Source organism: Pseudomonas sp. P39-UII1 (assembly GCF_039672635.1).
Taxonomy (GTDB): domain Bacteria; phylum Pseudomonadota; class Gammaproteobacteria; order Pseudomonadales; family Pseudomonadaceae; genus Aquipseudomonas.
Window position 1 is genome coordinate 188,575 of sequence record NZ_JBDFPP010000004.1, and the last position, 22,932, is coordinate 211,506.

The 22,932-nt window shown below is 66.0% G+C and carries 17 protein-coding genes; 12 read left to right on the plus strand and 5 right to left on the minus strand.

All coding sequences use genetic code 11. The features are described 5' to 3' along the window. Window positions 1–29 precede the first annotated feature (29 nt). The 5 genes from ABEH27_RS07945 (at window position 30) to ABEH27_RS07965 (ending at window position 6,118) form a co-directional block, all read left to right on the plus strand. The gene (locus ABEH27_RS07945) at window positions 30–1,346 is read left to right on the plus strand and encodes an MFS transporter (protein WP_346613028.1); all 1,317 of its coding nucleotides are present in this window, start codon (window positions 30–32) and stop codon (window positions 1,344–1,346) included. A gap of 14 nt (window positions 1,347–1,360) precedes the next feature. Beyond that, window positions 1,361–2,752, plus strand: coding sequence for an FAD-dependent oxidoreductase (locus ABEH27_RS07950; RefSeq protein WP_346613030.1), 1,392 nt, complete (start codon window positions 1,361–1,363; stop codon window positions 2,750–2,752). Window positions 2,753–2,846: 94 nt separating this feature from the next. Then, window positions 2,847–3,560, plus strand: coding sequence for a YebC/PmpR family DNA-binding transcriptional regulator (locus ABEH27_RS07955; RefSeq protein WP_346613031.1), 714 nt, complete (start codon window positions 2,847–2,849; stop codon window positions 3,558–3,560). Between the two features lie 119 nt (window positions 3,561–3,679). After that, window positions 3,680–4,624: a LysR family transcriptional regulator gene (locus ABEH27_RS07960; protein ID WP_346613032.1), complete on the plus strand. Its 945-nt coding sequence runs from the start codon at window positions 3,680–3,682 to the stop codon at window positions 4,622–4,624. A gap of 81 nt (window positions 4,625–4,705) precedes the next feature. Continuing rightward, entirely contained in the window at window positions 4,706–6,118 is a 1,413-nt protein-coding gene (locus tag ABEH27_RS07965) for a DOPA decarboxylase (RefSeq protein ID WP_346613033.1), read from the plus strand. Window positions 6,119–6,246: 128 nt separating this feature from the next. Here the strand turns inward: ABEH27_RS07965 and ABEH27_RS07970 are convergent, their stop codons facing one another. Further along, entirely contained in the window at window positions 6,247–7,620 is a 1,374-nt protein-coding gene (locus ABEH27_RS07970) for an MFS transporter (protein ID WP_346613034.1), read from the minus strand. Window positions 7,621–8,099: 479 nt separating this feature from the next. On the opposite strand from ABEH27_RS07970, the gene quiC reads away from it, so the two are divergent. From quiC to ABEH27_RS08005, 7 genes are all read left to right on the plus strand, one after another. Continuing rightward, complete coding sequence (gene quiC / locus ABEH27_RS07975; RefSeq protein ID WP_346613035.1) at window positions 8,100–10,007, plus strand: 3-dehydroshikimate dehydratase QuiC; 1,908 nt, start codon at window positions 8,100–8,102, stop codon at window positions 10,005–10,007. A gap of 253 nt (window positions 10,008–10,260) precedes the next feature. Beyond that, a complete protein-coding gene (locus ABEH27_RS07980; RefSeq protein WP_346613199.1) occupies window positions 10,261–11,871 on the plus strand; it encodes an ABC transporter substrate-binding protein in 1,611 nt (536 codons plus the stop codon). Continuing rightward, complete coding sequence (locus ABEH27_RS07985) at window positions 11,868–12,854, plus strand: ABC transporter permease (protein ID WP_346613036.1); 987 nt, start codon at window positions 11,868–11,870, stop codon at window positions 12,852–12,854. The genes ABEH27_RS07980 and ABEH27_RS07985 overlap by 4 nt, the downstream gene beginning before the upstream one ends. Further along, window positions 12,851–13,714, plus strand: coding sequence for an ABC transporter permease (locus ABEH27_RS07990; RefSeq protein WP_346613037.1), 864 nt, complete (start codon window positions 12,851–12,853; stop codon window positions 13,712–13,714). The genes ABEH27_RS07985 and ABEH27_RS07990 overlap by 4 nt, the downstream gene beginning before the upstream one ends. Next, window positions 13,711–15,423: an ABC transporter ATP-binding protein gene (locus tag ABEH27_RS07995; protein WP_346613039.1), complete on the plus strand. Its 1,713-nt coding sequence runs from the start codon at window positions 13,711–13,713 to the stop codon at window positions 15,421–15,423. The genes ABEH27_RS07990 and ABEH27_RS07995 overlap by 4 nt, the downstream gene beginning before the upstream one ends. 408 nt (window positions 15,424–15,831) lie before the next feature. Then, the gene (locus ABEH27_RS08000) at window positions 15,832–17,043 is read left to right on the plus strand and encodes an acyl-CoA dehydrogenase family protein (RefSeq protein WP_346613040.1); all 1,212 of its coding nucleotides are present in this window, start codon (window positions 15,832–15,834) and stop codon (window positions 17,041–17,043) included. Beyond that, window positions 16,998–18,422, plus strand: coding sequence for an MFS transporter (locus ABEH27_RS08005; protein WP_346613041.1), 1,425 nt, complete (start codon window positions 16,998–17,000; stop codon window positions 18,420–18,422). The genes ABEH27_RS08000 and ABEH27_RS08005 overlap by 46 nt, the downstream gene beginning before the upstream one ends. A 195-nt stretch (window positions 18,423–18,617) precedes the next feature. Here the strand turns inward: ABEH27_RS08005 and sfnR are convergent, their stop codons facing one another. The 4 genes from sfnR to ABEH27_RS08025 form a co-directional block, all read right to left on the minus strand. Further along, window positions 18,618–19,718 carry a sigma54-dependent transcriptional activator SfnR gene (sfnR, locus tag ABEH27_RS08010; RefSeq protein ID WP_346613042.1) on the minus strand — a complete coding sequence of 367 codons (1,101 nt, stop codon included), beginning with the start codon at window positions 19,716–19,718 and terminating at the stop codon, window positions 18,618–18,620. Between the two features lie 9 nt (window positions 19,719–19,727). Then, on the minus strand, window positions 19,728–20,915 hold the full coding sequence (locus ABEH27_RS08015) for an acyl-CoA dehydrogenase family protein (RefSeq protein ID WP_346613043.1): 1,188 nt from the start codon (window positions 20,913–20,915) through the stop codon (window positions 19,728–19,730). A gap of 9 nt (window positions 20,916–20,924) precedes the next feature. After that, a complete protein-coding gene (gene msuE, locus ABEH27_RS08020; protein WP_346613044.1) occupies window positions 20,925–21,485 on the minus strand; it encodes an FMN reductase in 561 nt (186 codons plus the stop codon). Window positions 21,486–21,846: 361 nt separating this feature from the next. Next, window positions 21,847–22,863 (minus strand): ABC transporter substrate-binding protein, encoded by a 1,017-nt coding sequence (locus ABEH27_RS08025; RefSeq protein ID WP_346613045.1) that lies wholly within the window; start codon window positions 22,861–22,863, stop codon window positions 21,847–21,849. Between the last annotated feature and the right edge of the window lie 69 nt (window positions 22,864–22,932).

Below are 22,932 nucleotides of genomic sequence, written 5' to 3' on the forward strand. Positions count from 1 at the left end.
GCACACTTGAGCAAGAGGTCAGAGTCAACATGAACCAATCCCTAGCCGCGTTCAAACGCTGGCGTATCCAGATTTTCGCCATTACCTGGCTGGCCTACGCCGCCTTCTACTTCACCCGCAAGGCGTTTTCGGTAGCCAAGCTCGGTATCGGTGAAGACCCGACATTCATGCTCGACAAGGCCGCCATGGCCAACCTCGACGCCATCTACCTGGCTGCCTACGCCGTGGGCCAGTTCACCTGGGGCATGCTTGCCGACCGCTTCGGCCCGCGTGTGGTGGTGCTGGGCGGGCTGCTGATTTCGGCAGCAGCGGCGGTGGTGATGGGCAGCTATGCGACGTTCCCGATCTTCGCAACCTGCATGCTGATCCAGGGCCTGGCGCAGTCCACCGGCTGGGCCGGGCTGTGCAAGAACATCGGCAGCTTCTTCCCGGCCTCGCAACGCGGGCGGGTGTTGGGGTTGTGGAGTTCGTGCTACGCCTTCGGTGGCCTTGTCGCCTCGCCGTTTGCCGGCTGGTGGGCCTATACCCTGGTCGGTAGCTGGCACGCGGCGTTTTTCTCCAGTGCCGTGGTCGTGGCCGCGGTGGCGGTGCTGTTCTTCTTCCTGCAGCGCAACAAGCCCGAGGACGTCGGGTTGCCAGCAGTTGAGCCCGAGCCGCAGAGCATGGCGCCGGCCGGCAACCTGTGCAGCGTCTGGGCGCCGTTGCGCGAGATCCTGCGCAACCGCACGGTGCTCACCCTGGGCCTGGCGTACTTCCTGCTCAAGCCGGCGCGCTACGCCATTCTGCTGTGGGGCCCGGTGATCGTCTTCGAGCAGATGCCCTCGGTGGGCAAGGTCGGCGCGGCGATCATCCCCACCGCCTTCGAACTGGCCGGCTTGCTGGGCCCGATCATCATCGGCCTGGCCTCGGACAAGCTGTTCGGCGCCCGGCGTATGCCGGCCTGCGTGATCAGCCTGCTGCTGCTGACCGTGACCCTGGCGCTGTTCATGGCCGCCATGCACTCCGGCAGCATCGTCATGGTGGTGGGCCTGCTGTTCGTCATGGGCCTGACCCTGTACGGGCCGGACTCGATGATCAGCGGTGCGGCGGCGATCGATTTCGGCACGGCCAAGGCCGGCGCCACGGCGGCCGGTTTCGTCAACGGCTGCGGTTCGGTAGGCGCGGTGCTCGGCGGCTTGCTGCCCGGCTATTTCGACAGCGTCACGGTGTTCATCGTGTTCGCGGGCTGCGCGTTGTTCTCGGCCCTGGTGCTGCTGCCGCACTGGAACAGCCGCCCGGCCAGCGTCGCCCATGCCAATGACGTGGCACCCAATACCAGCATGGCGATCAAGCCACTGCGCACTTAAAGGAACGTGAGCGAATGAGACCCTTCTGGCTGCAACAGGCCCTGGCTTCGGAACAGGACGCGGTGTGCCCGCCGCTGCAAGGCGATGCCCGCTGCGATGTGTGCATCGTCGGCGGTGGCTACACCGGCCTGTGGACCGCGCTGATGCTCAAGGAGGCAGTGCCGGCACTGGACGTGCTGCTGATCGAGGCGGACATCTGCGGTGCGGGTGCCAGCGGGCGCAATGGCGGCTGTGCGTTGTCCTGGTCGGCCAAGTACTTCACCCTTGAACGCTTGTTCGGGGCGGCCGAAGCGGTGCGCCTGGTGCGTGAGTCGGAGCGCAGCATCGGCGCCATCGGCGAGTTTTGCGCCGCCAATGGCATCGACTGCGATTACCGCCTGGACGGCACCCTGTATACCGCCACCAACCAGGCGCAGGTCGGTGCCACCGATGCGGTGATCGCGGCGCTGGCGCAGAAGGGGATCAATTCGTTCGAGCGCCTGGCGCTGGACGAGGTGCAGCGCCAGGCAGGTTCGGCGCGGCACCTGGAAGGCTGGTTCTCACCCGCGGCTGCCACCGTGCAGCCCGGGCGGCTGGTGCGCGGCCTACGCCGCGTAGCGTTGCAGCGCGGGGTGCGTATTCATGAAGGTACCGCGATGACCGGCCTTGAGCACGGCGCGCCGGTGCAGGTGCGCACGGCCCATGGCACGGTGCGCGCCGACCGCGTGGTGCTGGGGCTGAATGCCTGGATGGCACGCGCCTTCCCGCAGTTCGAGCGCAGTGTGGCGATCGTCTCCAGCGACATGATCATCACCGAGCCGTGCCCCGAGCTGTTGCGCGAGATTGGCTTGAACAACGGCATCAGCGTGCTCGACTCGCGGATCTTCGTGCACTACTACCACAACACCTCCGATGGGCGCCTGATGCTCGGCAAGGGCGGCAACACCTTCGCCTATGGCGGGCGCATGCTGCCGGTATTCGACCAGCCCTCGCCATACCGGCCGCTGCTGCGCGAAACCCTGGGTGAGTTTTTCCCGGCATTGGCCGATGTGCCGCTGGCGGCCAGCTGGAACGGCCCGTCGGACCGCTCGGTAACAGGGTTGCCGTTCTTTGGCCGGCTGGACGGGCAGGGCAATGTGTTCTACGGCTTTGGCTACTCCGGCAGTGGGGTAGGCCCGTGCCACATGGGCGGCCAGATCCTATCGTCGCTGGCGCTGGGCCTGGACAACCCATGGACCCGCTCGCCGCTGGTCAAGGGCCCGCTGGGGCTGTTCCCGCCGGAGCCGATCCGTTACCTGGGGTCGCTGATGGTGCGCAACGCCATCCGCCGCAAGGAGCGGGCCGAAGACCGCGGGCTGCGGCCGCGCCACCTGGACGTGCGCCTGGCGCGCTTCGCGGCGGCTGCGGGCAAGGCCGACAAGGCGTGAGATTTCTTGTCGATCACAGGCGCGAGGGCGTATAAACTGCTCCCACTTTTGGCCGGTCGCTTCCTGAACCGGCCGCTGAAACAAGAGAGTCGACATGGGCGCACAGTGGAAAGCCAAACATAGAGAAACAGCTGCCAATGCCAAGGGCAAGATCATGGGCAAGCTGTCCAAGGAAATCCAGATCGCAGCCAAGTCGGGCGCCGATCCCGACATGAACCCGCGCCTGCGCCTGGCCATCGTGCAGGCCAAGAAGGCCTCGATGACCCGCGAGACCCTGGACCGTGCGATCCGCAAGGGTGCTGGCCTGGACGGCGATGCCGTGCAGTACCACGCGGTGAGCTACGAAGGCTTCGCGCCGCACCAGGTGCCGCTGATCGTCGAGTGCCTGACCGACAACGTCAACCGCACCGTTGCGCAAATTCGTGTGCTGTTCCGCAAGGGCCAGCTGGGTGCCAGCGGTTCGGTGGCGTGGGACTTCAACCACGTCGGCCTGATCGAAGCGACCCCGGCAAGCGCTGATGCCGATCCGGAAATGGCGGCAATCGAGGCGGGTGCTCAGGACTTCGAAGAAGGTGAAGAAGAGGGCTCGACCCTGTTCATCACCGACACCACCGACCTCGATGCTGTGCAGAAGGCCCTGCCAGAGCACGGCTTTACCGTCACTGCGGCGAAGATCGGTTACACCCCGAAAAACCCGGTGAGTGCTGCCAGCCTGAGTGCTGAAGCACTGGCTGAGGTCGAGGCGTTCCTGGAGGCGATCGACGAGAACGATGATGTGCAGAACGTCTACGTTGGTTTGACCGGCTAAACGCCGGGGCCGCTTTGCGGCCCAATCGCCGGCAAGCCGGGTCCCACAGAGGAGCGCGTATTCCTGTAGGAGCGGGCTTGCCCGCGATGGGGCCGGTGAATACAACAAAGGCGCGCCTGATGAACCCAACCTTCGCCTCCCTGAGCCTCGCCCACCTGCGCACCCTCGATTGCCTGCTGCAGCTCAAGAACCTCAGCCACGCCGCCGAGCGCCTGGGCGTCAGCCAGTCGGCCCTGAGCCGCCAACTCGCTCACCTGCGCGAAGGCTTCGACGACCCGCTGCTGGTACGCCAAGGCCGCGGCTACGTGCTCAGCGAATACGCCGAAGCCCTGGTCGAACCGCTGCGCCAGGTGCTCGAAGAGCTCCAGGCCCTGCGCCAACCCGCCGCCTTCGACCCGGCCCGCTGCGAGCGGCGCTTCTGCCTGGCCGCTTCCGATTACGTTGCCGAACACATGCTGCCGCTGCTCGTGGCTGCGCTGGAGCAGGAAGCCCCCGGCGTCTGCATCGAATACCGCACCTGGCAGGCGGGCCAGTACGCCTTGCTCGCCAGTGGCGAGATCGACCTCGCCACCACCCTGTTCGACGAGTCGCCGCCCAACCTGCACGGTCGCCTGCTCGGCGAAGACCGTGCGGTGTGCCTGATGCGAGGGGAGCACCCGCTGGCAGCTAGTGAAGCACTGAGCCAGGGCGATTACCTTGCCTTCAAGCACGTGCGCATCTCCGGCGGTGGCGACAAGGACAGTTTCATCGACCGCCACCTGCGCGCCCAAGGCCTGCAGCGGCGGGTCAGCCTGGAGGTGCCGTTCTTTTCCGCCACCGTGCAGGTGATCGCCAACAGCCAGGCGCTGGCCACCGTGCCGGAGCACATCGCCCGCCAGCTGTGCCGCCTGCATGACCTGGCCTGGCGGCCGCTGGGCTTTGTCGAACACACCCAGCGCTACTGGGTGGTATGGCACCAGCGCCTGCAGGCGTCGGCCGAGCACCGCTGGCTGCGCAACCGGGTGTTCGAGCTATGGCGCCAATCGCAATTTGGTGTGCAGGGCGGGCATGCGGGTTTGCCATAGCAGGTATGCGCGAAGCGGGGTTATTCGGCGGGTAGCAGGCGCCTAGACTGTGGCCACAAGCCCGCCCACAGGAGACCGCGCGTGACCCCAGAACAATTTCGCCAGTACGGCCACCAACTGATCGACCTGATCGCCGACTACCGCCAGACAGTCGGCGAGCGCCCGGTCATGGCCCAGGTCGAACCCGGCTACCTGAAGGCCGCCTTGCCGGCAGGTGCCCCGCAGCAGGGCGAGCCATTCGAAGCGATTCTCGACGACGTCAACACGCTGATCATGCCTGGCTTGTCGCACTGGCAGCACCCGGACTTCTACGGCTACTTCCCCTCCAACGGCACCTTGTCGTCGGTGCTCGGCGATTTCCTCAGCACCGGCCTGGGGGTACTCGGCCTGTCGTGGCAGTCCAGCCCGGCGCTGAGCGAACTGGAGGAAACGACCCTCGACTGGCTGCGCCAGCTGCTGGGCCTGTCTGCACAGTGGAGCGGGGTAATCCAGGACACCGCCTCCACCAGTACCTTGGTGGCGCTCATCAGTGCCCGTGAACGCACCAGCGATTACGCGCTGGTGCGCGGTGGCCTGCAGGCAGAGCCCAAGCCGCTGATCGTATATGTCAGCGCCCACGCCCACAGCTCGGTAGACAAGGCGGCGCTGCTGGCCGGCTTCGGCCGGGCGAACATCCGCCTGATTGCCACGGACGAGCAATTCGCCATGCGCCCGGACGCCCTGCAGGCCGCCATCGAGCAGGACATTGCCGCCGGCAACCAGCCCTGCGCGGTAGTCGCCACCACCGGCACCACGACCACGACGGCGCTGGACCCCCTGCGCCCGATCGGCGAAATCGCCCAGGCCCACGGGCTATGGCTGCACGTCGACTCGGCCATGGCCGGTTCGGCGATGATCCTGCCCGAGTGCCGCTGGATGTGGGACGGCATCGAGCTGGCCGATTCGGTGGTGGTCAACGCGCATAAGTGGCTGGGCGTGGCCTTCGATTGCTCGATCTACTACGTGCGCGACCCGCAACACTTGATCCGGGTGATGAGTACCAACCCCAGCTACCTGCAGTCGGCGGTGGATGGCGAGGTGAAGAACCTGCGTGACTGGGGCATTCCGCTGGGCCGCCGTTTCCGGGCCTTGAAGTTGTGGTTCATGTTGCGTAGCGAGGGGGTAGAGGCGTTGCAGCAACGACTGCGCCGTGACTTGGCCAATGCCCGCTGGTTGGCCGAGCAGGTCGAGGGGGCGGCAGATTGGGAGCTTTTGGCGCCGGTTCAGCTGCAAACGTTGTGCATTCAGCATCGGCCTGCGGGGCTGGAAGGGGAAGCGCTGGATGCGCATACCAAGGGCTGGGCGGAGCGGCTCAATGCTTCGGGTGACGCGTATGTCACGCCGGCGACCTTGAATGGGCGATGGATGGTGCGGGTGTCGGTTGGCGCGCTGCCCACCGAGCGTGAGCATGTCGAGAAGCTGTGGTTGCGGATGCAGGAAGTGATCAAAGGTTGAAACAGCTGGGGCCGCCATGCGGCCCATTCGCGGGGCAAGCCCGCTCCCACAGAGACTGAGGCAACCCTATGGCCTGTGGGAGCGGGCTTGCCCCGCGAATGGGCTGCAAGGCAGCCCCGCACGGTCTATCAGTTGCTCACAGCCTGAAAGCTACCCTTGCGGCTCGCTTCAAAGGCTTCCTTCTCCATTGGCTTGGCCTGCGGGTTCCCCAAATCTTCCATCGCCAGGCGATGCGTCTCCGGCGCGATATACGCCGCCAGTGCACACACGCAGGTAATGAAGAACGCCAGGCCACCCACCACCAGCGGGATGTTGTCCGAACCCGGCGGGGCCACCAGGGCGAACAGCGCAGGCAGCATGGCGGTCAGCATGGTACCGACGTTCTGCGCGATGGCCATGGCCGACACGCGGTAGCGGGTATGGAACAGCTCAGGGTAAAAGCTTGGGAACACCGCGTTGTAGCCCTGGTAGACCATGCCCCACATCACGATGGACGCCGCAAAGGCCAGTGGCACGTTCTGAATGCTGATCGCATACAGGTAAACGAAGGCCAGCAGGCCCGAGCCCAGGCAGCCGGCGATCATGGTCGGGCGACGGCCGATCTTGTCGGAAAGGTTGCCGACAAAGGGGATCACCAGCACCGCAACGATGTTGCCCACCACCGGTATCCACAAGTACACGCTCTTGTCGAAGCCGATGCCGTAGGCCGGTTGCACCGCGTAGGCTGCACCGAAGATGGTGGCGACAACCGGGATCACGTTCATCAACGCCATGAACATCACCAGCACCATGTGCTTCCAGCTGTGGCGGAAGGCTTCGCTGATTGGCGACTTGGCAACTTTGTCCTGTTTCTCTTCCTTCACGAACGCCGGGGTTTCGTGCACTTCCTTACGGATGATGAAACCTGCAATCAGCACCACCGCGCTCATCAGGAACGGAATGCGCCAGCCCCAGTCGTTGAAGGCTTCGCTGGGCATGAAGTACGCCAGTGGCAGGAACACCGCCGCCGCCAGTACCTGGCCGGCCTGCACGCCCTGCAAGGTAAAGCTCGCATAGTAGCCGCGGCGGCCGAACGGTGCGTGCTCCATGATCATCGAGCTGGCCCCGGAAATTTCACCGGCCACCGCAAAGCCCTGAACCAGGCGCAGCACGACCAGCAAGGCGGGGGCGAGCAGGCCGATGTCGTGGTAGGTCGGCAACAGGCCGACGGCCATGGTCGACAGGCCCATCAGGAACATGCACAGCAGCAGGACGTTCTTGCGGCCGCGGGTATCACCCCAGTGGCCGAGCACGAAGGCGCCGACCGGGCGGGCCAGGTAGCCGACGCCGTAAGTAGCCAGCGAAGCGATGATGGCCATTTTCGGGTCGGTATTGGGGAAGAAGATCTGCGGGAAAATCAGTGCCGCAGCCTGGGCATAGATGAAAAAGTCGTAGTACTCGAGTGCCGAGCCTATCCATCCGCTGGCGGTCGCTTTCTTGGCTTGAGAGCTGGAGTGGGCCATCGTTGTCTCCGTTGTTTTTGTTGGTCGCCGCACAGCAGGCGCCGTCGGGCGGCGGCCGGTAGGTGTGCGATCGCTATCGGGAGTTTTCGGTGCGCTTAATGAACGGACGGTCGCAGGCGGAGTCTGCCAAGGGAGGACGAACGAGCAGGTGCGGGTTGCAAGGCGATTGAGGTTTGCATAGGTCGGTACCCGTTTTATTGAACTTATTATGTCGTGGCGTTGGGCTTGTATGCGCGGGCTGCGCCGAACGGCTATCTGGGCAGAAAAGGGCGGTCGGTGTGCCTGCGTCTGATCCCATGGTTGCCCACGGGTGGCAGTGAATCAATTCGCCAAAACGGGTTTTGTGCGGTAATCGAACGCAAAACTAACCGTTCCGTACAAAGTGATTGCTGGCGCGACTTTACCTGCGAATAATTGAACATGCCAGGAACCCGTCGAGGTTCGGTTTGTTGCCTTTTCCAATAACAAGGAACCCCACCATGCAGCGTTCGATAGCCACCGTGTCCTTGAGCGGCACCCTGCCGGAAAAGCTCGAAGCCATCGCCGCCGCCGGTTTCGACGGCGTCGAGATCTTCGAGAATGATCTGCTCTACTATGCCGGCAGCCCCCGCGAAGTGCGGCAGATGTGCGCCGACCTGGGCATCGCCATCACCCTGTTCCAGCCGTTTCGCGATTTCGAAGGCTGCCGCCGCGATCGCCTGCAAAAAAACATCGACCGCGCCGAGCGCAAGTTCGACCTGATGCAAGAGCTGGGCACCGACCTGGTGCTGGTGTGCAGCAACGTGCAGGCCGACGCGCTGGGCGAAGAACAACTGCTGGTGGACGACCTGCGCCTGCTCGGCGAACACGCGGGCAAACGCGGCCTGCGCATCGGCTACGAAGCCTTGGCCTGGGGCCGCCACGTCAACACCTACCAGCAAGTGTGGAACCTGGTGCGCCAGGCCGACCACCCGGCGCTGGGGGTGATCCTCGACAGCTTCCACACCCTGTCGCTCAAGGGTGACCCGGCGGCGATCCGCGACATCCCCGGCGACAAGATCTTCTTCGTGCAGATGGCCGACGCGCCGATCCTGGCCATGGACGTGCTGGAGTGGAGCCGCCACTTCCGCTGCTTCCCAGGCCAGGGTGAAATGGACCTGGCCGGTTTCCTCGCGCCGATTCTCGCCACCGGCTACCGCGGCCCGCTGTCGCTGGAAATCTTCAACGACGGCTTCCGCGCCGCACCACCGCGGCAGAACGCCGCCGATGGCCTGCGTTCGCTGCTGTACCTCGAAGAGCAGACCCGCCTGCGCCTGCAGCAGGAAGGCACCGCCATCGAGCCGGGCGTGCTGTTCGCACCGCCCGCCGCCAGTGCCTATGATGGCGTGGAGTTCCTTGAATTTGCCGTCGACGAGGCCGTCGGCGCGCGCTTGGGCGGCTGGCTCAAGCGCTTGGGTTTTGCCGATGCCGGCAAGCACCGCAGCAAAGACGTACGCCTGCTGCGCCAGAACGATATCAATATCGTCCTCAATGCCGAGCCGTACTCCTTTGGCCACAACTTCTTCGAGGCCCACGGCCCGTCGTTGTGCGCCACCGCGCTGCGGGTCAAGGACGAACACGCCGCGCTGCAACGCGCCACTGACTTCCGCGGCCAGCCGTTCCGCGGCCTGGTCGGCCCCAATGAATGCGAAGTGCCCGCCGTGCGCGCCCCGGACGGCAGCCTGATCTACCTGGTGGAGCAGGGCAAGGAAGGCCCGTCGTTGTACGACACCGACTTCCGCCTGGACCCGGCCGCCACCGCCACCGGCGGCCTGCAGCGCATCGACCACATGGCCCTGGCCCTGCCGGCCGAGTCGCTGGACAGCTGGGTGCTGTTCTACAAGAGTCTGTTCGACTTCGCCGCCGATGACGAGGTGGTGCTGCCCGACCCTTACGGCCTGGTAAAAAGCCGCGCCCTGCGCAGCCAGTGCGGCAGCCTGCGTTTGCCGCTGAACATCTCGGAAAACCGCAACACCGCGATTGCCCATGCGTTGTCCAGCTATCGTGGCTCCGGCGTGCACCATATCGCCTTCGATTGTGCAGACATCTTCAAGGAAGTGGCGCGCGCCAAGGAAGCGGGCGTACCTCTGCTGGAGATCCCGCTCAACTACTACGACGATTTGGCGGCGCGTTTTGATTTCGACGACGAGTTCCTCAGCGAACTGGCGTACTACAACGTGCTGTACGACCGTGACGCCCAGGGTGGCGAGCTGTTCCACGTGTACACCGAGTCGTTCGAGGACCGCTTCTTCTTCGAGATCATCCAGCGCAAAGGTGGCTATGCCGGATACGGTGCGGCGAACGTCGCAGTGCGCCTGGCGGCGATGGCCAAGCGGCGCAGTGGCGCGGCGCGCAAGCCGGTGTTGTAACGGACAGGGCAGGTTCATGCCTGCCTTGATCGTTGTTGCGTAGCAGAGATCGAGCGCCGCGCGTGCGGCGCTCGATCAGACGAGGCACTGTCCGCCTGCCAACACCCCTCACACACTTTGCCCTCCCACCAGCACCACCCATCCGCCAAACCCCAGCAAAATCAAGCCGTTGAACCCGGCACAACTCCTGCAACAGGGCTATCAAAGCCCAGTCCCCGCAGGAGCGACCTTGAACCGACCCATCCTCCCCCTGATCCCGCTCTGCGCCGTGCTGGCCCTGGTCGGCTGCGAGCGTGCCGAGCAGCACGCGGCGCAAAGCACTCAGCCGATCCACGGCGGTACGCTGGTGTACGCCACCGACCGCGAACCCACCTGCCTCGACCCGCACGTGGCCGGCGACATGCCCCAGGTGTTCGTCGCCCAGCAGTACCTCGACTCGCTGGTGTCGATGGACAGCCACGGCCAGATCGGCCCCTGGCTGGCCAGCCGCTGGGAGGTCTCCGCTGACGGCCTGCGCTATACCTTCCACCTGCGCCGCGACGTGCATTTCACCGATGGCACGCCGTTCAATGCCGAAGCGGTCAAGGCCAACCTCGATCACATGGCCAACCCCAAGACCCAGTCCAGCACCGCCGGTGGTTATATCCGCCAGTATCGAAGCACCAAGGTGCTCGACGACTACACCGCTGAGGTCACGCTGGCCACGCCCTATGCAGCCTTCCTGGAGGTGTTGGCGCAAGGCTTTCTCGGCATCCAGTCGCCCACCGCGCTGGCTCGCAGCCGTGACGAAAACTGCGAAAGCCCGGTCGGCAGCGGGCCGTTCAAGGTGGTGCGATGGGACCGGCAGAACCAGGTGGAGCTGGTACGCAACCCGGACTACAACTGGGCGCCGCCGACCGCACAGCATCAAGGGCCGGCGTATCTTGCGCGCATCGTCTGGAAGTTCATCCAGGAGCCGTCGGTGCGCTTCGCCTCGCTGCAGGCCGGTGAGGTGGACGTAATCGAGGCGCTGCCGCCGGAATCGCACGAGGCAGCGCGGCGCAACCCCGACGTGGACCTGATCATCGCCCAGCGCCCGGGCAACCCCACCAACGGCACCTTCAACCTGCGCCGGGCGCCGTTCGACGATATCCGCGTGCGCGAGGCACTGGTGCGCAGCGCCGACGTCGAGGGCGCGCTCAAGAGCGTGTACTTCGGCGAGTTCCCGCGCTCCGGGGGGCCGCTCAGCGTGGCCACGCCGTTCTACAGCGGCGACTTCGAGCGCAGCCAGGATTACGACCCGGCGCGCGCCGCCACGCTGCTCGACGAAGCCGGCTGGACCCGCCGCGACAGCGAGGGCTACCGCACCAAGGGCGGCCAGCGCCTGCGCGCGGTGGTGCTGATTGGCGCGCGCACGCCGCCGTCGGAGCTCACCCTGTGGGAGCAGGTGCAAGCCACCACGCGCCAGGTCGGCATCGAGCTGGTGCTCGACCAGATGAGCGACGCCCAGGTCACCAGCCGCCAGGCCGCGTGGGACTACGACATCCGCATCGGCTACTGGAACACCAACACCCCCGACGTGCTGCGCATCATCTTTACCAGCGCCTTCGTCCAGCCGGCCGGGGTGGGTGGCTACCACCAGAACTCATCCGGCTACGCCGACCCAGGCTTCGACGCCTTGCTCGACAGCGCCCTGGCCACGCAAGACGCCGAACTGCGCCGCCAGCGTTATCACCTGGCGCAGCAGCAGGCAGCGGCGCAATACCTGCAACTCACCACCTACCCGCAAAGCACCCGCCTGGGCATCTACAAGACCGCCCACGGCGTGCGCCTGGAGCCTTCGCTGGCGGTGACCTACCTCTATGACGCATGGGTGAACAAATGACTTCGACAACCCTCGCCGTGACCGACCCGCGCCGTGAGCGGCTGGCCGCGCTGGGCCGCCGCGCGGGCATCCGCCTGGCCGGCGGTGTGCTGGTGCTGTGGGCGGTGGCAACGCTGACCTTCTTCGCCTTGCGCCTGATGCCGGGCGACCCGGTGCTGGCGATTCTCGGCGGCACCACAGGCAACCCTTCGCCCGAAGCCATCGAAGCCGCACGCCAGGAGTTCGGCCTCGACAAGCCGCTGGCGGTGCAATACGTGCTCTACCTCGGGCGCCTGCTGCAGGGTGACCTGGGCATGTCCTACTCGCAGCACCTGCCGGTAACGCGGGTGCTGGCCGAGCAGGGCGGCGCCACGTTCGAGCTGACCGTGGCGGCACTGGTGCTGGCCTGGTTGCTGGTGCTGTTGCTGACGGTGGTCACCGCCGGCCGTGGCCGTTTGATCGGCGGCGTGGCTTCGTTGCTGGAAACCGTGAGCGCATCGTTGCCGCACTTCTGGCTCGGTGTGGTGCTGCTGGCAGTGTTCGCCTTCGGCCTGCGCTGGTTCCCGCCGGCGGGTAGCGATAGCTTGGCCAGCCTGGTGTTGCCGGCGTTTTCACTGGCTATTCCGTTGGCAGGCTTCATTGCCCAGGTGACTCGCGAATCCCTGGAGCTGACCCTCGAGCAGCCTTTCGTACTGACGGCGCGCACCCGCGGCCTGAGCGACCTGGCGGTGCGTTTCAAGCATGCCCTGCGCCATGCCTTGCTGCCTGGTGTGGCGCTGTCGGGCTGGGCCATCGGCGCGCTGATCAGCGGCGCGGTGGTGTGCGAGGTGATCTTCTCGCGCAAGGGCATCGGCCGCCAGCTGTACCAGGCCGTACAACTGCAGGACCTGCCGCTGGTGATCGGCATCAGCCTGGTGGTGGCTGCCGGCTACGTGCTGGCCAACATTCTGGTCGACCTGCTGTACCAGTGGATCGACCCTCGGCAGCAGGAGGCTGCAGCATGACTGACCTGACCTTGGGCCGGGCCTTGACGCCGGTGCGCCGGCAACGGCGCCTGAGCCTGCCGCCGCTGGGCGCCAGCCTGGCGATCCTGTTTTTGCTGGCGCTGGTGCTGGCGGCGTTGCTGCCGGGGCTGTTCACCCGCATCGACCCGCTGGCCATCGTGCCGCGCGAGGCGTTCCAGCCGCCCAGTTGGGTCCATTGGCTGGGCACCGACCAGTCGGGCCGCGACATCTTTGCGCGGATTATCCACGGCGCCCGTCAGAGCCTGCTGATCGGCGTGGCGGCAACGGCTATCTCGATGGCTATCGCCATTGCCCTGGGGCTGCTCGGCGGCCTGGGTGGGGCGCGTGTGGACCGGGTGGTAGGTTGGCTGCTGGAGGTGCTGTTCGCATTCCCCAGCCTGGTGCTGGCGCTGTTGTTCGTGGCGGTGTTCGGCAGCGGCGTCGGCCCGCTGATCGTCGCCACCGGGCTGGGGGGCGCGCCGGGCTATGCGCGCATGGTGCGCGGCCAGGTGCTGGCGGTGCGCAATGCCGGTTACATCGAAGCCGCCCGCGCGCTCGGCCACCCGACCTCGCGCATCGTCCTGCGCCAGTTACTGCCCAATGCCATGCGCCCGCTGGTGGTGACGCTGACCATGGGCGTCGGCCAGGCCATCGTCTGGGCCTCGGCGCTGAGCTTTCTCGGCCTGGGCGCGCGGCCGCCGGCGCCGGAGTGGGGGACCATGCTGTCGATGGGCCGCGACTTCATTGCCAATGCCTGGTGGCTGACCTTCTTCCCCGGTTTGTTCATCGTCCTGACCACGCTGGCCACCACGGTCACCGGCCGCTATATCCAACAACGCCTGGAGGGCCGCCTGCCATGAGCGACAAGACCTTGATCGTCGAGGGGCTGACCGTGGCTTTCGAAGGCCGCAGTGTGGTCCGTGATTTGTCTTTCACCCTGCAACCGGGGCGCTGCGTGGCGTTGGTGGGTGAGTCGGGCTCGGGCAAGAGCGTCAGTGCCCGCAGCCTGGTGGGCCTGGCCGGGCGGGGTGCGCACGTGAGCGCCCGCCAGGCGAGTTTCGGCGGGCACGACCTGCTCGACCTGAGCGAGCGCCAGTGGCGCGCGGTGCGCGGCAAGGACATCGGCTTCGTGCTGCAGGATGCGCTGGTGTCGCTCGACCCGCTGCGGCCGGTGGGCAAGGAAATTCTCGAAGTGCTGCAAGCGCATCAGTATGGCGACCGACACAGCCGTGCGGCGCGTGTGCACGCGTTGCTGGAGCGGGTCGGCGTGCCGGATGTGGCCTTGCGTGCCCGGCAGCGCCCCGGGCAATTGTCCGGTGGCTTGCGTCAGCGTGCGCTGATTGCCAGTGCGCTGGCGCTGGACCCTGCGCTGGTGATCGCCGACGAGCCGACCACTGCCCTGGATGCGACGGTGCAGGCGCAGATACTTGAAGTGTTCCAGCAGATCAAGGCCCGCGGCGCGTCACTGTTGATCATCAGCCATGACCTGGCGGTGGTCGCGCAACTGGCCGATGAGGTGGTGGTGCTGCGCCATGGCGAGGTGGTGGAGCAGGGGCCGATGCAGCAGGTGCTGCGCCAGCCGCGCCACCCGTACACCCAGGCGTTGCTGGCGGCGGTGCCGGCCGAACACCCGCGTGGCAGCCGATTGTCACCTGAGCGCGCAGGGGTAAAACGTGACCCCAAGCCCCGGCACAAAAGCGACGTGCTGCTGGAGGGGCGCGGCCTGGGCAAGCGTTACCTGGGCCCCGACGGGCTGCTGCGGCAGGTAGTGCAGGGTGTCGATTTCACCCTGCGCGCCGGGCGCACGCTGGGCATCGTCGGCGAATCCGGCTCGGGCAAGACCACGGTGGCGCGCATCGCCCTGGGCCTGTTGCAGCCCGATGAGGGCGAGGTGCTGTACCGCGGCCAGCCCTGGAACCGCCCGGGTAACGCCGTGACGGAAGCACTGCGCAGGCCGTTGCGCCGCGAGATCAGCGTGATCTACCAGGACCCGCTGGGCTCGTTCGACCCGCGCTGGAGCGTGGCGCAAATTCTTGACGATGCGCTGCAGGTGGCGGGCATCGAAGCACCGGCCAGGCCGGCGCGCATTGCCGTGCTGCTGGACCAGGTGCGCCTGCCGGCCGAGCTGGCGCAGCGCCGGCCGTTGCAGCTGTCCGGCGGCCAGCGCCAGCGGGTGGCGATTGCCCGGGCAATTGCCAGTGAGCCGAAGCTGATCATTTGCGACGAACCGGTTTCGGCACTGGACGTGTCGGTGCAGGCCCAGGTACTCGATCTGCTGGCTGATCTGCAGGACGAGCTGGGCCTGGCCTACCTGTTCATATCCCATGACCTGGGGGTAATTCGTCATGTCAGCGACGACGTGCTGGTGATGCGCCATGGCCAGGTGGTGGAGCAGGCGCCGGTGGAGCAGTTGTTCGAGCGGCCTGCGCATGAATACACGCAGCGGTTGCTCGGCGCCGTGCCAAGGCTGCCTGGTAGTGGTGCCGAACTGGTGGTGCCACCGCTGGACCTGGAGCACGAAGCTTTCGACCTGTTCGACGAGTCGCGCCTCTGGAAGATCGCCATCTGACTCAAAGGCCCACCGCCATCATCTGTGGGCTGTACCGGCCCTATCGCCGGCAAGCCGGCTCCCACAGGGAACCGTGCCAACCCTGAAAATGCTGTTTGAAAAGGCCCGAACCATGACCGTAGCTGCGCAAGATCGGTATCTGATTCACAAGCCCACCGCCATCCCCAGTGGGAGCCGTGCCCACCCTGAGAATGCTGTTTGAAAAGGCCCGAACCATGACCCTAGCTGCGCAAGATCGGCATCTGATTCACAAGCCCACCGCCATCCCCTGTGGGAGCCGGCTTGCCGGCGATGAGGCCGGGGCAGGCAGCACCGCTTGAGCAGGCTGAACTGGCGCTATCGCCGACAGGCCGGTTCCCACAGGGATCGTGCAAACATTTTCGAATGCTGTACCTAAAGGACTGAACCATGACTACTTTCCAACGCTTCACGCCCCAAGCGCCAGCCACCAGCACCGCAGCGCTCAAAGCCCGCATCGCGGCCCTGCTCCCGGCCATCGGCGAAGGCGCCGCCCAACGCGAGCGTGAGCGACAACTGCCCCACGAAGCCGTGGCCCAGCTTGCCGCCGCCGGTGTGTACACCGTGCGTATCCCCACCCAATACGGCGGCCCCGGTGGCAATGTCAGTGACGTGATCGAACTGCTGCTGCAGATCGCCGCAGTCGACTCCAACGTCGCTCAGGCCCTGCGCCCCGGTTTCGCCTTCGTCGAAGGCCTGCTGGTGTCGCGGGCCGAAGGCGCCGAGCAGGAGCGCGAGCGCTGGTTCGCCCGCTACCTGGACGGCGCGGTGATCGGCAACGCGGGCTGGGAACTGGGCGGTGTCAACGGCGCTATCGCGGCGCGGCTGGTGCGCGAGGGCGAGCACTTTCGCGCCAATGGCAGCAAGTACTACAGCACCGGCGCGCTGTTTGCCGACTACGTCAGCGCCGTCGCCCTGGACGAGGACGAGCAGCCGGTGTCGTTCATCCTGCCGCGCGAGCGCGAGGGCCTGGAACTGGTAGACGACTTCGATGCCATGGGCCAGCGCCTGACGGCCAGCGGCACCACCCACCTGCGCAATGTGAAGGTCGAGGCCAGTGACATTCGCCCGCGCACCGTGGAGGAGGGCAAGCGCACGATTGTCACGCCGTTCCTGCAGCTGTTCCTCGGCACCGTGCTGGCTGGCATCGCCCGCAATGCCTTGGACGATGCCACCCGCTTCGCCCGCGAACACGCCCGGCCGATCAAGCACAGCTCGGCCAGCCGCTCGGTGGACGACCCCTACGTGGAACTGTCGATAGGCGACATCGCGGCCCGCGCTTATGGCGCCGAAGCCCTGGTGCTCAAGGCCGCCGCGAGCATCGACCAGGCCTGGGCCGCAAGCCTGGATGAGGCTGCTGTGGAGCAGGCCGCCATCGAGGTGGCACAGGCACAGTACCTGGTCGCTGAGCTGGCGCTGAAGGCGGCCGAAACGCTGTTCGACGTGGGCGGCGCCTCCACCACCGGCCGCCAGCACAACCTCGACCGCCACTGGCGCAACGCCCGCACCGTGGCCAACCACAACCCGCGCCAGTGGAAGGCGGCGGTGGTCGGTGCATGGCAGCTCAAGGGCACCCGGCCGCCAGTCTCGGGGCTGTTTTGACCGCCCAGCCGGCCCTGTTGGCCGGCCATGTGCAGAGCCCTAAAGTGCCGGTGATCATCGGCGCCGCGCTGTTCATGGAGTTGCTCGACAGCACGGCGGTGATGACCGCGCTGCCGCAAATGGCCACCGATTTTGGCGAGCCGGGCCTGCGCATGAACCTGGTGGTGTCGCTGTACATGCTGGCGCTGGCCTTGTGCGTGCCGCTCAGCGGCTGGGCGGCGGAGCGCTTCCGGCCGCGCCAGGTGATGCTGCTGGCGATGGGGCTGTTTACCTTCGCGTCATTGACCTGCGCCCTGGCCGAGTCGCTGTGGCAGCTGTGCCTTGGGCGCATGCTGCAAGGTGCCGCCGGTGCGCTGATGACGCCGGTAGGGCAGGTGATCATCCTGCGCTGGTCGAGCCGTGAGCAACTGCTGCAGGCCATGTCCTGGCTGGCGTTGCCGGCATTGGTCGGGCCCTTGATCGGGCCGTTGCTGGGCGGGTTGCTGGTCACGGTGCTGTCGTGGCACTGGATTTTTCTGGTCAACCTGCCGATCTGCCTGCTGGGCTGTTGGCTGATCCTGCGCCATGTACCGGACTACCCGGCCCGCCCGGTTCCGCCGCTGGACCTGCGTGGCCTGCTGCTCAGTGGCGGGGCGCTGGCCATGCTGGTGTTGGGCCTGGAGTCGCTAGGGTTAGGGCAGTTGCCGCGGGAGTGGGCACTGGCGCTTGTCGCTGCCGGCGTGGCCTGTGCGCTGGGCTACCTGGTGCATGCGCGGCACCACCCCAGCCCGCTGGTCGACCTGTCGCTGCTGCGCCTGCGCAGCTTCGGCGTAGCCCAGGCCGGTGGCGGGTTGTTTCGTCTGGGTTCGGCGGCGCAGCCGTTTCTGATCGTGCTGTTGTTGCAGAATTGCCTGGGCATGAGCCCGCTGGCGGCCGGGTGGCTGGTGGTCAGTGGTGGCGTGGGCGCGTTGCTGATGAAGTTGCTGGCGGTGCCGCTGGTGCGGCGCTACGGCTACCGCCGGGTGCTGAGTTGCAACGCGGTGCTCAGTGGCGCCGGCATTGCCCTGTGTGCCAGTTTCGACCGCGACACCGCAGTGTGGTTGATGGCCGTGGTGCTGTTTGCGGCAGGCCTGGTGCGCTCGCTGCAGTTTTCCACGCTGGGCGCTGCCAGTTATCAGGATGTGCCGGGTGAGCGCTCGGCGGCGGCCTCTTCGCTGTCGGCCATGTCGGTGCAGTTGACCATGGCCATGTCGGTCAGCCTGGCGGGCGTGCTGCTCGGTGTGTTGGCTGGTGCAGACGGGCGCAGCGAAACCTCGGTGGCGGATATCGCCACGGTGATGCTGGCGTGTGCCGCATTGTGCGGGTTGTCCGGGGCGGTATTCCGCCGCTTGGCGAGCTGACCCCGCTCTGATGGCACGAACGCTGACTTAGTGATTTGGCGGGGACCCTGTAGGAGCGGCTTCAGCCGCGAACACCGGCGAAGCCGGTGCCATCCACCGCGGCGCCTGCTTCGCGGCTGAAGCCGCTCCCACAGGGCTCAGCGAAGTCCTTATGCGGGCTTGCCCGCGAAGAGGCCAGTACGGTCGCGATCAATCTCAGATCGACAACCGCACCAACCGGTTATCCACCACCTGTGGCTCTGGCCCCCGCCGCTTGTTCACCACCAGCTCGCCAATCGCAATCAGCCGGGTACGCGTGACATTGCGCGACAACCCCAGCAACTGCGCGGTATGCACCTGGTTGTAATGGCAGAAGTGGTACGCCGAGCGCAGCAGCGCATTTTCCACCTTCTCGTATAAATCCCCCGGCTGTTCCTCGTACAGCCGGCTGAACGCCTGCTGCAGCAGATCCTCCACGCCATTGCTCGCCGGTTCTTCCTCCTGGCGCTCCAGGCGCAGGTTGGACAGGCGCAGGTCCTGGGCCTGCACCAGCCCGTCCCCACAGGTCAGCAAGCTGTGGTGAATCACGTTCTCCAGCTCGCGAATGTTGCCCGGCCAACTGTACTCCACCAGCTTGGCCTGGGCCTTGGGGCTCAGCTCCACCGGCCCGTAGCTCAGCCGTTCGCTGTAGGTGCGGATGAAGTGCCGCGCCAGCGGCAGGATATCGCCGGGGCGGTCACGCAAGGGGTGTAGCTGCAGGGTGACCACGTTCAGGCGGTAGTACAGGTCTTCGCGAAAATGCCCGGCGTTGATCGCCTTTTCCAGCTGCACATTGGTCGCTGCCAGCACCCGCACATTGATCGGGATACTCTTGCGCGAGCCCAGGCGCACCACCTCACGCTCCTGCAGCACGCGCAGCAACTTCACCTGGATCGGCAGCGGCAAGTCACCGATCTCGTCGAGGAACAACGTGCCGCCATTGGCCTCTTCGAACCAGCCGGCCTTGGCTGCCAGGGCGCCGGTGAAGGCGCCTTTTTCATGGCCGAACAGCTCTGCCTCGACCAGCGATTCAGAGAAAGCACCGCAGTTCACCGCAACGAACGGGCCGTTGCGCCGGCCGCTGAGGTTGTGGATATGGCGCGCGACCAGCTCCTTGCCCGTGCCGGTTTCGCCGATGATCAGGACGCTGGCCTCACTGGGGGCGACCTGTTGCAGGTGGGCGAGCAGCGCCTGCGATCTGGGGTCTTCGAAGACCTGTGCGGTCGCCCTGATCGAGGTAGCCAGTTGCGGTGACGGGGGGAGGGTCAGCAGTTGCATGGGCGATCCTTAGGAATAGAAGGATGGGGCAGGGCGCTTGCCGCTGAGGGCCCACTCGCCGAGCTCGTGGATACGGTAATCCACCGGGTCGTGCAGGGTTTGCGTCCTCAGGTTGCGCCAGTGGCGATCAAAGCGCAGCGAGGCGTGGGTGGCGCGGGCGCCGGTCACCTCGAACAATCGGTTGCAGATGTCCAGGCCGTGGCGGGTGGCCGCGACCTTGGCGGTGCCGATGGCCAAGGCCAGGTCGCCGCGCTCCTCGGCGGTCAGCGCCTGCTCCTTGGCCCAGGCACTGTCGAGCTGGTTGGCGGCGCGCTCGATCAGCAGCCGTACGCTTTCCAGGCCGACCCAGAACTCGCCGTAGTGGCGCAGCACGTAAGGGTCCTCTGCGGTGGTGCTGGCGCCGGAGCGGAACCACGGCCGGCTTTCGTTAAGGGTGTACTGGCGGGCTTCGTCGAACGCTCCTTCGGCGATGCCAAGGAACAGGTTGGCGAAATGCAGCTGGGCGATCAGCGGGCGCAAGGCGGCGAACGGGGTGCTCAGCGGGCCTGGGTCCAGCAGCAGTTCGTTATGCTCAACCCGCACCCGCTCGAAGGTGGCGCTGCCACTGTCGGTCTGCCGCTGGCCGATGTTGTTCCAGTCGTTGTGCAGGGTGATGCCGGTGCGCCCGCTGGGGATCGCGGCGATCAGCAGCTTGCCCCCGGCGCGTTCGTCCACTGCCGAGGCAATCAGCATTTCCGAATCGCTGGCGCCGGAGCAGAAGCTTTTTTTGCCCGAGAACTCGCACCAGCCATCGAAGTGCTTGACCACCGTGCGGGTGTCCAGCGGGTTCAGGGCATTGCCCCAGAACCAGTGTTTGCGCGCGGTCTGTTCGAACCACGGCTGCCATTGATCGGGGCGCGAGAACAGGCGCACGGTGGCCAGCATCAGGTGATGGAAGCCGAATACGTGGGCGATGGAACTGTCGACGCGGGCGAACTCGCGCACCACCTCGAAGGTGTCGCGCCAGCTGGCGCCCTGGCCGCCGAAAGCCTGCGGAATCGCCAGCGACAGCAGGCCGCTGTTGCGCAGGGCGTCGCGCTCGGCCTTGGGGCTGCCGCCGCGCTCGTCACGCTCGACGGCGCTCTGGGCGAACTGCCCGGCCAGTTCCCTGGCAATGGCCAGGGCAGGGCGTTGGGCTGGGTTTACAGATGCATTCATGGCCGCTCCTCAGGCGCTCTTGCGCAGCGCGTGGTGCGCGCCGAACAGGGGGACGGCACGCTCGGCAGCCAGGCGGATGCGGGCGCTCAGGGCGTCGCTGGACACCCGGTAGTCAGCCAGCTCGGCTTGGCTGGCATACACGCCAATCGGCAGGGTCAGGGCCTGCAGGAAGCTGAACAGCGGACGCAACTGGTGATCGAGTACCAGTGCGTGGCGTTCGCTGCCGCCGGTGGCGGCGAGCAGCACGGGGGTGTCGACCAGCGCGTCCTGGCCGATCAGGTCGAACAGGTGCTTGAAGTGGCCGGGGAAGCTGCCGCGGTAGACCGGTGTGGCCACGACCAGCAGGTCGGCCTTCTCCACCAGGCGCAGCTGTTGTTCGACAGTGTCGGGCAATTCGCTGCGCCACAGTGCGCCACCCAGAGGACGGGCGATGTCGCCCAGCTCGATCAGGTGCGGCTTGATGTTCAGGTGCTGGCCCAGTTCGGCAAGGATCGCTTCAGTCAGGGTCAGGGTGCGCGACGGGCGGGCGGTGCCGCCGGACAGGGCTACGACATTCAGTGGGGCGCTCATGGCAGGTCTCCGGTTGAATAAGCGGGACTTTGCTTGAGCAATCGTCGTGCCGATTTTTAATTCTGATAGGGATCAACAGGTTGCGTGCGTTTCAGGGCAGCTACCGGTGTTGCCTTGTGGGCGTTGAGTGTTGATCGGGTGTTGCGCTGCAGACAGTTGGCCAGGTGTTGGCGGCTGCACAGTTGGAAGAGTTATAGAGGAAAACCGAATGTTAAAAAAAGAATAAGAATTCATATTCTTATTCTTTTTCTGTGTTGAAGGGTTGTGATCGAGGCTCTCCTGAAGCCTGCCGGGGCGCGATGCGCCCCTTTCGCGACACAAGGCCGCTCCCACACGGGGCTTTTGCATAGCAGCAATGAAATCAAAGGGCTTGGGCAACCTTGGTCGCGACTTCAGCTGGTAACCAGGCTTTCCATACATCCGGGTTGTTGCGCATGAAAGCCTGGGCGGCCTTCTCGGGCGCGAGGCGTTTGTCGTTCATCTCGGCCAGGGCCTTGTTCAGGCGGTCGATCGGCAGGTCTACCTTTTCGAACACCGCCACCAGCTCCGGGTAATTGTCCTTGAATGCCTTGGATACGCCGATCGACAGCTTCGCCGGCAACGACTGGCTGCCCCGCGGGTTCGGGTTCTTCGGGTCGGTCAACGTCGCCCAGGCTTGGGCATCGAAGGGCGGTTCTTGCAGCCGCACCAGGTCGTAGCGGCCGATAAGCGGGGTTGGGCTCCAGTAGTAGAACAGCACCGGCTTGCCACGGCGGATCGACGATTCGACTTCGGCATCCAGCGCCGCGCCGGTGCCGCTGCGGAAGTTGGTGTACAGGCCGTCGAGCCCGTAGGCCTTGAGTTTCTGGCTGTTGACGATCTCCGACGTCCAGCCGCTGGGGCTGTTCAGGAAACGGCCTTTGCCAGGCGCTTCCGGGTCGTTGAACACCTCAGGGTAGCGCTTGAGGTCGTCGACACTGCGCAGGTCCGGCGCCAGTGGCTTGAGGTTGCGCGCCGGGTCGCCCTTGATCACGTAGGCCGGGACCCACCAGCCTTCTTCGGCGTTTTTCACCGTGTCGCCCAGGGCGAATACCTGGCCCGCCTCTTCGGCTTTGACCCAGGCGGGGCTGCGCCCGGCCCATTCCTCGGCAACCACCTGCAGGTCATTGCGCGCCAGCGCCACTTCCATGCTCACGGTGCTGCCGGGGAGGGTGTCGGTGGGGTAGCCGTAACCGTGCTCGACGATCAGGCGCAGAATCTCGGTGGTCAGCGCGCCGCTTTCCCAGTTGATGGCGCCGAACTGGATGGGGGCGCGCGCTTCGGCCGCGGCGGCGCTGTCGGTGCTGGCCAGGCCTGCGGCCAGCAGCAGGCCGGCCAGCAGCGTTGGAATTTTCTTCATCGGGACCTCGAGGGTTGTCACTCGGTGTGCCGGGCAAGTGTAGCCGACGGCATCCCGGCGCCCTCGTGC

Bases quoted from the DNA above. Each gene is read 5' to 3' on its own strand.
- ABEH27_RS07945 (WP_346613028.1), top strand. From the start codon at position 30: ATGAACCAATCCCTAGCCGCGTTCAAACGCTGGCGTATCCAGATTTTC.
- ABEH27_RS07950 (WP_346613030.1), top strand. From the start codon at position 1,361: ATGAGACCCTTCTGGCTGCAACAGGCCCTGGCTTCGGAACAGGACGCG.
- ABEH27_RS07955 (WP_346613031.1), top strand. From the start codon at position 2,847: ATGGGCGCACAGTGGAAAGCCAAACATAGAGAAACAGCTGCCAATGCC.
- ABEH27_RS07960 (WP_346613032.1), top strand. From the start codon at position 3,680: ATGAACCCAACCTTCGCCTCCCTGAGCCTCGCCCACCTGCGCACCCTC.
- ABEH27_RS07970 (WP_346613034.1), bottom strand. From the start codon at position 7,620: ATGGCCCACTCCAGCTCTCAAGCCAAGAAAGCGACCGCCAGCGGATGG.
- quiC (WP_346613035.1), top strand. From the start codon at position 8,100: ATGCAGCGTTCGATAGCCACCGTGTCCTTGAGCGGCACCCTGCCGGAA.
- ABEH27_RS07985 (WP_346613036.1), top strand. From the start codon at position 11,868: ATGACTTCGACAACCCTCGCCGTGACCGACCCGCGCCGTGAGCGGCTG.
- ABEH27_RS07990 (WP_346613037.1), top strand. From the start codon at position 12,851: ATGACTGACCTGACCTTGGGCCGGGCCTTGACGCCGGTGCGCCGGCAA.
- ABEH27_RS07995 (WP_346613039.1), top strand. From the start codon at position 13,711: ATGAGCGACAAGACCTTGATCGTCGAGGGGCTGACCGTGGCTTTCGAA.
- ABEH27_RS08000 (WP_346613040.1), top strand. From the start codon at position 15,832: ATGACTACTTTCCAACGCTTCACGCCCCAAGCGCCAGCCACCAGCACC.
- ABEH27_RS08005 (WP_346613041.1), top strand. From the start codon at position 16,998: ATGGCAGCTCAAGGGCACCCGGCCGCCAGTCTCGGGGCTGTTTTGACC.
- sfnR (WP_346613042.1), bottom strand. From the start codon at position 19,718: ATGCAACTGCTGACCCTCCCCCCGTCACCGCAACTGGCTACCTCGATC.
- ABEH27_RS08015 (WP_346613043.1), bottom strand. From the start codon at position 20,915: ATGAATGCATCTGTAAACCCAGCCCAACGCCCTGCCCTGGCCATTGCC.
- msuE (WP_346613044.1), bottom strand. From the start codon at position 21,485: ATGAGCGCCCCACTGAATGTCGTAGCCCTGTCCGGCGGCACCGCCCGC.
- ABEH27_RS08025 (WP_346613045.1), bottom strand. From the start codon at position 22,863: ATGAAGAAAATTCCAACGCTGCTGGCCGGCCTGCTGCTGGCCGCAGGC.